The organism is Chitinophaga flava (assembly GCF_003308995.1).
Lineage (GTDB): Bacteria > Bacteroidota > Bacteroidia > Chitinophagales > Chitinophagaceae > Chitinophaga > Chitinophaga flava.
The window spans coordinates 2,567,056-2,578,734 of record NZ_QFFJ01000002.1 but is presented as its reverse complement, the minus strand read 5'-3'; the positions used below and the strand labels follow the sequence as shown (position 1 = coordinate 2,578,734).

Genomic DNA, 11,679 nt, shown 5'->3' with positions numbered 1-11,679 from the left:
GGTTTTAGAATGAAAGATTTAAGCCGGCAATAAAGGTTTTAGGCAGCGGGTAGGTACCATAGTCTTCCCCCTGTGAAAGCGGATTATCCGGTCTGGCGTTGACTTCCGGGTTGTAGCCGGTATAGCGGGTCCAGGTGTAAATGTTTTGTCCGGACAAGTACAGGCGCAGGGAACGGACATGATTGCCCAGCTGTTTGCTGTTGAAAGTATACCCTACAGTCAGGTTACGTAAACGGACAAACGAACCGTCTTCCACATGGAAGGAACTGATCTGGGCGCTGTTGGCATTGGTAACCCTGTTGGGCCGCATCACGTTGCCATCGCCGGGGTCTTGTGGTGATTTCCAGGACAATGCTGCATCGGCCATCTGGTTGGCATTACCTTCCATATTAAAGATGAAGCGACGCTGCAGGTTGAGGATTTCATTGCCCTGTACTCCCTGCAGGGATACAGACAGGTCAAAGCCCCTGAAGCGGAGTTCGTTGGTCAGGCCCCAGATGTAGTCCGGGAAATAGCTGCCGATGGCGGTACGGTCGTTGGCATCAATCTTTTTATCACCATTTACATCCACGAAGCGGCGGTCGCCGGGTTTGGCTGTCGCATAATGCGGATAAGCATTGATTTCATCCTGGTCTTTAAACACCCCGCCATTTACATAACCATAGTAACTGCCGATCGGCTGTCCTACTGCCGTAATAAAGAGCTGGGAGATCGTACCATTGCCACCATCAGAGAGGATGGGCGCATTACCGGGGCCCAGCTGCAACACTTTGTTTTTGTTGGCGGATATATTAAAGCTGGTATTCCAGGAGAAGGCGCCGGTTAGGTTGTGGGTGGTAACTCCGAATTCCACCCCGCTGTTCTGTACCTTCCCTACGTTACGGAGGGCTGTGGCAAAACCGGAGCTGAAAGGTACCGGCACATTCAGCAGCAGATCAGAGGTAGTGGTTTTATAATAGTCGGCGTTGAGATAGATCCGGTTGGAGAACAGGCCCAGATCTAGTCCGGCATTGAATTGTACGGTTTTCTCCCAGGTCAGGTCCGGATTGGCCGGCTGTGCCAGTCCTGCACCATTCACCACGGTACCACTGCCATTACCCAGGATGTAGTTGTTGGACGCCAGCAGATCGTAAGAGGCGTAGTTGGCAATCTGGAAGTTACCGGAAGTACCGTAACTAACCCTTGCCTTCAGCTCAGAAATCACGGGCACTTTAAAGAAGGCTTCGTTGCTGATCAGCCACCCACCTGAAATGGAAGGGAAATAGCCCCATTTGTTGTTGGCGCCGAAGCGGGAAGACCCGTCACTACGCAGGCTGGCACTGACGAAATATTTATCGTTGTAATTGTAGTTGATCCTACCCAGATAAGACAACAAAGACCATTGGGAGGTATTGGAAGTACCACTGGTAATAGTGGCCGCATTTATCGTATGTACGGCATCGTTAGGGAAGCCGGTACCAACTGTTTCATTGGCTTTGGTAGTGTTTTTCTGGGAGGTATAACCCGCCAGCACATCGAAGTGGTGTTTGGACACTTCAAAATGATAGTTGAGGGTGTTTTCCCAAAGCCAGTTCACCGACTGGGCCGTTTGAGCGGAGCCTTTGGGTATGGTGGGTGCGCCCTGCTGAATGGGTTTGTAGCTGCCCAATGTGGAAGGCCGGTAATAATTACGGTTGAAATAGTTGATATCAGTACCGAAGAAGGTTTTGAAAGTGAGGCCTTTTATAATGGTATATTCTCCGTAAATATTTCCCAGGTTACGGATATGATCCAGTTTGTCTTCTATCTGAGTGGCCAGTGCCACGGGGTTTTCACCGCCTGAATATCCGTAGGCCCATACGTTTTGTTTGTTGGTGGCCAGCGATCCGTCGGGGTTATAGACTGGGAAGATGGGAGCAGCTTTGAGGGCGTTGCTCAGGATACCATCGAATGTCCAGGGGCCTTCACTGTTGATGAGATCATAATGGTCGAAGGTAGGATTAAGGGAGATGCCCACCTTGAGCCGGGGGGTAAGGTTGGCGGTCATATTGGCGCGGACACCATATCTCTTATATCCTGAACCGATCACGATTCCTTTCTGGTCGAGATAATTGCCGGAGATATAATACTGAAATTTATCATTGCCGCCGGAGGCTGAGAGGGTATGGTTCTGGACAGGCGCGGTACGGAATACGGCATCCTGCCAGTCGGTATTAACCAGGCCCGGCTCTCCTTTGAGATAGGGTAATATTTCCGGTGCTATCTGGAAGTTGGAGTTACCCCGGGTAGCGTTGTCATCGTTGATACTACCGGTGGGTTTTGCGTCGAGATATGCATTGTTTTTGGCATCATACGACAGTTTGGCCCATTGGTAGGCATCCAGCATTTTTATTTTTTTGCTGACCTGCTGAAATCCACCATAGGCATTATAGCTGAAAGAGGGCGGGCCTTCCCTTTTTCCTTTTTTGGTGGAGATGAGCACCACGCCGTTGGAGGCCCGGGAGCCGTAGATAGAAGCAGCAGAAGCATCTTTCAGTATTTCGATGGACTCGATATCATCGCTGTTGAGTGTACTAAGTGGATCGGGGGATTTCTGGAAGGACGCCTGACCGGTGATATTGACCACATCGGTGGTGCCTTGCAGGTTTTTGAGATCGTTCGATAACGGGAACCCATCTACGACGTACAGTGGATCGATTCCGGCGGAGATGGAGTTGAGGCCTCTTATACGTACGCTGATACTTCCGCCGGGGGCGCCGGTGTTCTGAATCACCTGTACGCCGGCCACTTTACCAGCGATGGCCTGCTGGAAGCTGGATACTGGCTGGTCTTTCAGTTGCGCTGCGCGGATGGAAGATACGGCGCCGGTTACTTCCCGGCGTTTTTGAACGCCATAGCCTACCACAACAACCTGGTTGAGGGAAGATGTCGTTTCTTTAAGGGTGGCCGGTAGATGCAGCGGACTGTTGTCTTTGAGGGTGTACCCCGACAGTACGAGTGGTTCCAGTCCTACAAAGGTAAAGCGGAAATTATAAGGCCCTCCGGCGGGCAGGTTGGTAAACTGAAATACGCCGGCGGCGTTGGTTTGTGCCGAGCTAACGGCGCCGGTGGAGGTGTTGGTAGCCGTTACAGAAACGCCTGGCAGCGTTTCGTTCCGGTCGTTGCGTACAGTACCGGTTACGCTTACACGTTGTTGCGCCAGCAATAACAAAGGGGAAAATAAAGCCAGGACCAACAGGATGGTCCACCGTTCCCACTTACGTGCATTAAAGTAAAACAAGTCCATAGGTAACTTTTGGTTTAAACAAATAAATATCCGTTACCAGGTTTGGCCTGGTAATTTATTCCGGGTAGAAAAAGGTTGACAATCTTTTTTGAGATGAGTCTGCGCTTTGATCGCGTATTAAAAACGATCGATTTCGGTTGTTGCGCTGTTGCCTTTTGCAGGCAGCGAACAATTTATGTTATTCGATAAAAGTATAAACAAGTTTTTAGTCCACCAAATTTATAGACTATTAACTTTCCCAGTACCTGTCTAAAGGAGTTTTTTCCGGATGAATGGCATGTCTACATATAATACGCAATCATCACATTAAATATTTATCAGGTCTGTTTTAAATTATTGTTTTTCAATATATCAGTGTTCTGTGCCAGTTATTTTCAGCTGCTCTTACAAATAAGCTATTATCATTATATTAAATAGATATACTATTCAACTCATCAATTCCGGCAATTCATTTTCGGCACTTCACCAGTTTTAATAAATAGTAATATCATACAAATTAAGCATTCAACAATTAATCTATCTATGTTCAGGGATCAATGGGTTCAAACAATGATAGGTGTCAAAATAATTAATATGGACTCAAATTTAATTGTAACAGAATTGTATACCTTTCTTGTTTCATATTGATTAGTAATATAAATAATATTATACAATTTATAAATATTAATACTCAAATGACAACACGCTCCTTCCATTCAAAAATTAGTCAATAAAATATGATAATATTATACTAATTTAACATTTTACAAATAACGCAGTACACCCTTTTTTACGAGTCAATTCAGTTTAACAATATCTATTATATTAGTTAAAATACACATAAAAAATGACCGCAATCAGTCACGAAAAATTACTGGAGTTAGGGTTCACTTTTCAGCAGGCCAAAAGGTCCTATAAAATCGAAATAGACGGGGCAGGTTTTGGGGTAGTACAGAATGGTCCGCGCTGGTTATTCTCTCCGTTACCGATGGAACATGTATCCCTGGTAACCGTTAATTCTGTGGAAGAGCTGGAAGAACTGGTTTATACCGAAACCGGCAAACGACTGATCACCGGTCAAACTGCCTGATTGTAATTTATGATATCTATTTAAAGTTTTACTTTACTTCAATCAATATCATTAAAACAATTATAAATCAAATAGTTACAATACACATATTAAACATAAAATAAAATAAAAAAATGCAGGTAGTGATACCTGCATTTTTATTAAATACTACATATTAAATAGCGCTATTTCAGCCATTTCTTGAGATCATTGATAAAAATAGCCTGCTGATCCGTGAACACATTATGGGATGCACCGGTCAGATAATCCATATGGTCTGAACCAATAATACCTGCCAGATCACTCACCTGTTTTTCAGAGAATAACCCATCCTCCTTTCCATAAATCCCATACACTTTTACCTTCCTGGCCACCACATTTTTGATGTTGGGCAACACGTTCAGTGTAGTATAATGTTCATTCTTCCAGAAGCCATTGGGTGCCTGTCTGGTCATCTGGCTGCCGTACTTTTTGAGCAGGCTGTCTTTAGCTGCTTCGCGGTAAATGGCCTTCGCTTCTTCTGAAGGATGTTTGGGTGAATAGAAGCCGTTGAGCATGGCATGACCCAGTGTATAGGAACTATACATCAAACTCGCGGTATCCATTCCTTCTATCAATGAAATATATTGCAAACTGGCACTGTCATGTTTTTCACGATAGATGTCTTTTACCCTCCGGAGAATGGTGCGGAAGTTTTCCTGCGCTTCCACCAGGGCACTGGCCAACACCACAGCACCTACCGCCGCGGGATGTTTCTCTGCATACAGGGTAGCCAGTACGCCACCGAAACTATGTCCCAGTAAAACCGCCTTCTTTAGATGATATGTTTTGTAAAGACCATCGATATCAGTCAGTGCTTCATCGAAGGTAAACCGGGCAGCCGTGTCCGGTGAACGACCTTCTCCCCTCCGGTCATATACGATCACAAAAAAACCATTCCCCGCCAGTTGAGCTGCCGTTGTCACTTCAAAATTTACGGCATTATAACCCGGACCTCCATGCAGAAAAATGACCGGTTTGTCTTTAGGATTGCCATAGGTTTTTACATATAATGTCTGGGCGTTGGCATAAAGTGTGGTAAAAAATAAGAGGGCAGTGAGGATTTTTTTCATGAAGTTATAAGGATTTTTATTGATCTAATGTAGGAAAAAAGCATCACTGTCAACCTGGCTCCTTACATTTGCGCTTCAATATTTTTTATGAAAACAACGATTCGTATAACCTCCCTTTTCCTATTGGCGGTTATTTTCAACTCCTTCCGTATCCCGCCCCGAAAGTATTGTAATTCCCGATTTCAGTTTTGCATGGAATACCCACAGGATTTTAAAGGCGAAGGAGAGTCTACCAGCGGTGATGGTCAAAGGTTTCTTGCACGCCAGGGCAGCGCTAAAATCTGGGCCTTTGGTCACCTCGTAATGGATCCAAGAGACCTGGATGAAAACGCGGACCCCGATCCTATGAAATATGAGCTCAAATCAGCTACCAGCGACTATAAAGTGGCGTATAAAGTTGTCAAGCCCAACTTCTTCATCTTCTCCGGCACCGATGATAAAGGCAATATTGTATACTGTAAAACTGTCAAACGTAAAATTGATTACCTCGGCGACCCCGCCACTGAAGTTTTCCAGACCGTGATGATTCTTTATCCCGCTGCAGAACAGGAAAAATATAAAGACTATTGTACTTATATCGCAGGAAGCCTCAAATAACGAGAGGCTTCCACCTACCCTTTCATATTCTCCGTTAATTATTATACCTTCCGGATTTAAAGCTAACAACCAAAGTCAACAACTACTACCACGTGAACATGAACTGTCCACCTGCACCCGGCAGCAAGACAATGATAAGACCATAATAATTCCTCGTGATGAGTAACGATCAGCCAACCGCATTCCGCGATCAGTCTACTGCGGAGTATCCGCAGGAAACCGCCAACACGTTGTTATGGGAACAGGTACGCCAGAACAACCAGGAGGCACTGGTAGCCCTATACGAAAAAATGTACCTGCACCTGGTCAACTACGGCATCCGCAGCTGCAGCGACGCCGAGCTCACCAAAGATGCTATTAATGATGTATTCCTGGAAATATGGGACAAACGTCACCAGCTGCATACTGTACGTAACGTAAAGTCCTATCTCTTTACCTACCTGCGCCGCAAGATATTTGCCGGTATCCGTAAACAACAACAAACCGGTGCAGCTGCCGACGCTTTCGCGGCTGCAGCCCCCTATGAGCTGTCGTATGAAGCCCGTATCGTGGCCGTACAAACCACCGAAGAAACCAGGCAAAAAGTACGCAGGGCCATGTCACAGCTTACTCCCCGGCAAAAACAACTGGTGGAACTGCGGTACTTCGACGGCCTTCCCATGGAGGAAGTAGCCCGCCGCGCAGGCATCACCACCAAAACCGCCTACAATACCCTGGGCTTCGCCCTCAAAGTGTTATCGGCCGTTTTCTCCCTACTCACCGCACTGATGCTGACCAAAGTACCCGGTAAATAAAACAGCCCGGTTGTCTTCAAAAAAAAATTCCGGATTTCTTTGGGAATATCCGGGCATTCCCCACACTATATCATAGCAATACAATCATGGACCATTCTTTTACTTCTGCGGAAGACTTTTTACATAATGATTCATTCCTCCGGTACTGTATGGGCCTGGATGAAAAAGAAGTCCTGTGGTGGGACAACTGGATCCAGGAACATCCTGAGCACCGGGCGCATGTTGATCAGGCCAGGGAAATATTCCATGCCATCAACGGGCAGCAGGGGCAACTTCATGCTGCAGTGGGTCATTTCAGGGTATTGCTCAAAGAACATGCTGCCCAGACAGCCACACAGGAGCCTGCAACCCAGACTCCTCCTGTACCGGGCCAGCAGCGCCGCCTGCACTGGTGGCATGCTGCAGCTGCGGCGGCTCTTTTAATCACCGCCGCAGGTGGCTGGTATCAGTATAGCCGTTACCGTAGTCAGCAGCAGATCGCCGCCGGAACACACTTGTCTGAAATACAACCCGGCTCCTCCCGGGCGATGCTCACCCTGGCCGATGGTACCAGCGTGCCGCTGGACTCCACCGGCGCCGGCAGGTTCCAGGAAAAAGACGGTACCCGTATTAATAAAGGTCAGGGTACTCTTACCTACGACAACGACAACAACAACCACGGAGAAGAAACGGTCCTGTTCAATACCCTGAGCACTCCCCGCGGGGGTGAGTACCAGCTAGTGCTCCCGGATGGTAGCAAGGTATGGCTCAATGCCGCCTCCTCTCTCCGCTTCCCTACCCGCTTTACCGGAAAAGACCGTACGGTTTATCTTACCGGTGAAGCCTACTTTGAGATCGCACCTAACGCCGGCCAGGCCTTTTATGTGCAGCTGAACAATGGTCAGCAGATAGCGGTACTGGGTACCAGCTTCAATATCATGGATTATGAAGATGAAAATGCCACCCAAACCACGCTGGTCACCGGGAAAGTGAAAGTAACACTGCCCGGCGGACAACAAACACTGCTTGCTCCGGCCCAGCAGGCTACCATCACCAAAGGAAGTGATCGTATAGCCGTTACCGATGCCGACATCGACAAAACCATCGCCTGGAAAACGGGGACGTTTGAATTTGAAGAAGATGAGCTGCCTGCTATCATGCGGCAACTGGCCAGGTGGTATGATGTCCGGGTGGTATATGCAGGTACCATCCCCACACAGCATTATTCCGGATCTATCCGCAAACAGGCTACCCTGTCACAGGCACTGCGCATCCTGCAAACAGCCGGTATCCACTATTCCGTCACCAATAAAACAATTACTATACAAACAAGCAGCAACTGATGTAACTAACCAATGCTAAGCGGAGATCTTTCGCCAAAGACCATCCTCTTTCCACGTGTAATTCCAACTGTCAAACAATTAAATCGTTCAGTAACAGCAACCAGATCTAACAAAAAACCGGAGAAGTCGCCACTTCCCCGGTCATAAAATGTTCCGGTAAACAAAAAACAAATATTGTCGTAAAGGCTTATTGCTCACCAAAAACCTATCAAAGTTATGCCATTTAGAAATGCCGTCAAACACCGGTGGTCGCCGGTGTGCGCGCAAATGCTGAAAGTTATGAAGCTAACCGCTTTACTGCTCCTGGTGCTTGCACTGCAGGTCAGTGCCACCGGCTACTCTCAGAAGCTGACCCTCGACATGCGGCATGTGCCGCTGAGCAGGGTGTTCAGGGAGATCAGGAAACAAACCGGCCTAACCTTTTTCTACAACTCGGAAATGCTCAAAAAAGCAGACAAGGTATCCGTTTCTGTAGAAAAAGCCGACCTGGCAGAAGTCATGCGCCAATGTCTTGCCGACAACCAGCTCAACTACAGTATTGTAGACAATACAATTATCCTCTCTGTCAAAAATGACCTGACAGCAGTGAAACCCGTTGCCAATATATCTGTATACGGCCGTATCACCGACGCCCTTACAGGAGAGGCACTCAGCGGTGCTTCCATCAAACTCAAAGGCACCAGCAAAGGCACCAGCACCGACGTCAATGGTAACTTCACCCTGGAGCTGCCCGACGGTGGTGGTACCCTGGTTATATCCTATCTGGGTTATGAAGCGGTGGAGAAACAGGTATCCCAGGCTGGCTCCCTCAATATTCAACTGCGTCAGAAAGCCGTACAAACGGAAGAAATGGTGATCGTGGGTTATGGCAGCCAGAAAAGAAAAGATGTTACCGGCTCCGTATCTTCTGTAAGAGTAAACACCATCAGTGCCAATGTTTCCAAAAATATCAGCAGTGCCATCCAGGGAAGAGTACCCGGCGTTTCCATAGAATCCGCCAGCGGCGCACCCGGCTCCGGCCTCAACATTACCATCCGCGGGCTAAGTACCCTGGGCAACAATGCCCCGCTGTATATTGTGGATGGTGTGTTTGTCAACAATATCGACGGAGTAAGCCCCAACGATGTAGAGTCCATTGAAGTACTGAAAGACGCTGCCACCGCCAGCATATACGGTTCCCGCGCTGCTAACGGCGTGGTGATCGTCACCACCAAAGGAGGACTTAAGGAAACCACACCCCGACTGGAAATAGACAGCTGGGTAGGTGTACAGTCCATACCCAAAAGAATGAGCCTCCTCAATGGTGAACAGTGGACCAAACTAATGCAGGCCAACCTGCCCGGTATCCCTGATTATGCGGGTGTCAACAGCAACTGGCAGGACGCTATCTTCCGTCAGGCTACCGTTACCCGTACCAACGTTAATTTCAGCGGTGGCTCCAAAAACTTCACCTACAACCTCTCCGGTGGTTATCTCAAGGAAAACGGCACCATGATCCATACGGATTACTCTGCTGTCAATTTCCGTGTGAAAACACAGTTCGAAAAAGGGCGGTTCCGGATAGGCGAGACCGTTATGATCAAAAGAGGTGGCGGCCGTCAGGCTCCCAGTGGTGGCGACCAGACCCACAGCCTGGTGGGTAGTGCGCTCGTAATGCCGTCCACTGTCCCTGTATACGACCCTACGCAAGACCTGGGTGGTTATGGCAGAAGGCCCATCTATATGAAAAACCTGTCCAACCCTGTAGCCCTGCTGGAAAACGTCAATAAAAGCGCCAAAGAGCTGAACCTGCTGGCTAATGCCTTTGTAGAAGTGAAACTGATAGATGGCCTGCGTTACAAATTTAACCTGGGGCTTACCGAAATACAGGGCTACAACCGCACCTATACGGGCGTCTATCACGACGGTAACACGGCCAATCCGCTGCCGGACCTGTCTGAAGGCTCTTCCATCACCAATTCCTGGCTGGCGGAAAATACCCTGAGCTATACCAAAAAACTGGGCAAACATAATATAGATGCGGTGGTGGGTTATTCTGCTCAGAAAAATATTTATTCCGGCTTCAGCGCCTCCCGCAACGACCTGCCGGTAGGCACTTCCGTGATGGGCGCCGGTACTGCCGCTTCTCAGAAAAATGATGGTAGCGCCAATGTAAGCGCGATGCTCTCCAGTTTTGGTCGTGTCATGTATTCCTATGATTCCAGATACTTGTTTACGGCCTCCATCAGAAGAGATGGCTCTTCGCGGTTTGCCTCCGACTACCAGTTTGGTGCTTTCCCATCTTTCTCTGCCGGCTGGAATATGCATAACGAGAACTTTTTCTCCGGTCTGCGTAATGTAGTCAGCAACCTGAAACTGCGCGGCAGCTGGGGTGTACTGGGTAACCAGGAAATAGGTAACTACCTCACCCAGTCAGCCATTACCAGCGGTATCAACTTTGTACAGGGTAATGTGCTCTGGCCCGGTGCTACCGCCAGCTCCTATGCCTCCCCCACTGACCTGTCCTGGGAAGAAACCAAAATCATCAACGGTGGTGTAGACGCGGGTTTCCTCGACAACAAATTGTTTTTCATCTTTGACGTGTTCCATAAAAAAACCAATGGAGTATTGCTGGGTGTACCTTTCCCACTGTCTGTTGGTAAAACCGGTACTCCTACCCTTAACGCCGGCGTTATCGAAAACAAAGGTTACGAAGCCTCTGTGGAATATACCAGCGAAACCCGCAGCGGCCTGAAATACAGAGTGATGCTGAATATGTCCCATACCGCCAATGAAATGACCGCTATCACCATCGGTTCCGGCCGTCAGGAATTTGGCGATATCTCCAGGGCTAAAGTAGGTGCTCCTATTGGCTCCTTCTTCCTCATTAAAACCGACGGTATCTTTAATTCAGAAGAAGAAATAAAGGCCTACAACAAAGGCGGTACCCCTATACAACCGGATGCTAAACCCGGTGATATCCGTTTTGTAGACTACAACGGCGATGGTAAAATCGATAACCAGGACGTACAGAACCTCGGCAGCCCCTTCCCTAAATTCACTATGGGCCTGGCCGCCAACCTGTCTTACAAAGGTTTTGATATGAGCCTCTTCTTCGAAGGTGTTTCTGGCAACAAAATTTATAACGGCAGAAGACAATGGATGGAGAAAATGAGTGAAGTAACCAACCTGTCTACTGCCGTGCTGGACGCCTGGACACCGGAACATCATTCCAACTTCCCCCGGTTTACCATATCTGATCCCAACAACAATAAAAGAGAGAACAGCGACAGATGGCTGGAAGATGGTTCCTACCTGCGTTTCAAAAGACTGGAGTTAGGTTACAGCATACCTAAAACCCTGACTAACAGATGGGGTATCGACAGGATACGGGTATTTGGTTCTGCAGAAAACATTTTCACTGCTACCAAATACAAGGGCTTCAATCCGGATCTGGGCGTTGCTCCTGGTAGCGGCGTACTCTCCAGAGGTATGGATAATTCCTGGGATGCTTATCCGCTGTCCCGCACCTTCCTCCTGGGTCTTAACCTCTCCTTCTAAC

At 48.0% G+C, this 11,679-nt stretch carries 7 protein-coding genes; 5 read left to right on the top strand and 2 right to left on the bottom strand.

All coding sequences use genetic code 11. From position 1 onward, the window contains the following. Positions 1-4: 4 nt before the first annotated feature. On the bottom strand, positions 5-3,265 hold the full coding sequence (locus tag DF182_RS26450) for a SusC/RagA family TonB-linked outer membrane protein (protein WP_113618764.1): 3,261 nt from the start codon (positions 3,263-3,265) through the stop codon (positions 5-7). A gap of 826 nt (positions 3,266-4,091) precedes the next feature. Here DF182_RS26450 and DF182_RS26445 point away from each other — a divergent pair. Next, positions 4,092-4,334, top strand: a complete 243-nt coding sequence (locus DF182_RS26445; RefSeq protein WP_113618763.1) for a hypothetical protein — start codon at positions 4,092-4,094, stop codon at positions 4,332-4,334. A gap of 164 nt (positions 4,335-4,498) precedes the next feature. On the opposite strand, the gene DF182_RS26440 is transcribed toward DF182_RS26445, so the two are convergent. Beyond that, the gene (locus DF182_RS26440) at positions 4,499-5,425 is read right to left on the bottom strand and encodes an alpha/beta hydrolase (protein WP_113618762.1); all 927 of its coding nucleotides are present in this window, start codon (positions 5,423-5,425) and stop codon (positions 4,499-4,501) included. A gap of 192 nt (positions 5,426-5,617) precedes the next feature. On the opposite strand from DF182_RS26440, the gene DF182_RS26435 reads away from it, so the two are divergent. The 4 genes from DF182_RS26435 to DF182_RS26420 all read left to right on the top strand — a co-directional run bounded on the left by DF182_RS26435 (position 5,618) and on the right by DF182_RS26420 (position 11,678). Then, on the top strand, positions 5,618-6,022 hold the full coding sequence (locus DF182_RS26435; protein ID WP_113618761.1) for a hypothetical protein: 405 nt from the start codon (positions 5,618-5,620) through the stop codon (positions 6,020-6,022). Between the two features lie 158 nt (positions 6,023-6,180). Then, on the top strand, positions 6,181-6,816 hold the full coding sequence (locus DF182_RS26430; protein WP_113618760.1) for an RNA polymerase sigma factor: 636 nt from the start codon (positions 6,181-6,183) through the stop codon (positions 6,814-6,816). A gap of 86 nt (positions 6,817-6,902) precedes the next feature. After that, entirely contained in the window at positions 6,903-8,138 is a 1,236-nt protein-coding gene (locus tag DF182_RS26425; protein WP_113618759.1) for a FecR family protein, read from the top strand. Positions 8,139-8,417: 279 nt separating this feature from the next. After that, positions 8,418-11,678, top strand: coding sequence for a TonB-dependent receptor (locus DF182_RS26420; RefSeq protein WP_161964275.1), 3,261 nt, complete (start codon positions 8,418-8,420; stop codon positions 11,676-11,678). The last annotated feature ends 1 nt before the right edge of the window (position 11,679 follow it).

Bases quoted from the DNA above. Each gene is read 5' to 3' on its own strand.
- DF182_RS26450 (WP_113618764.1), bottom strand. From the start codon at position 3,265: ATGGACTTGTTTTACTTTAATGCACGTAAGTGGGAACGGTGGACCATC.
- DF182_RS26445 (WP_113618763.1), top strand. From the start codon at position 4,092: ATGACCGCAATCAGTCACGAAAAATTACTGGAGTTAGGGTTCACTTTT.
- DF182_RS26440 (WP_113618762.1), bottom strand. From the start codon at position 5,425: ATGAAAAAAATCCTCACTGCCCTCTTATTTTTTACCACACTTTATGCC.
- DF182_RS26435 (WP_113618761.1), top strand. From the start codon at position 5,618: ATGGAATACCCACAGGATTTTAAAGGCGAAGGAGAGTCTACCAGCGGT.
- DF182_RS26430 (WP_113618760.1), top strand. From the start codon at position 6,181: ATGAGTAACGATCAGCCAACCGCATTCCGCGATCAGTCTACTGCGGAG.
- DF182_RS26425 (WP_113618759.1), top strand. From the start codon at position 6,903: ATGGACCATTCTTTTACTTCTGCGGAAGACTTTTTACATAATGATTCA.
- DF182_RS26420 (WP_161964275.1), top strand. From the start codon at position 8,418: ATGAAGCTAACCGCTTTACTGCTCCTGGTGCTTGCACTGCAGGTCAGT.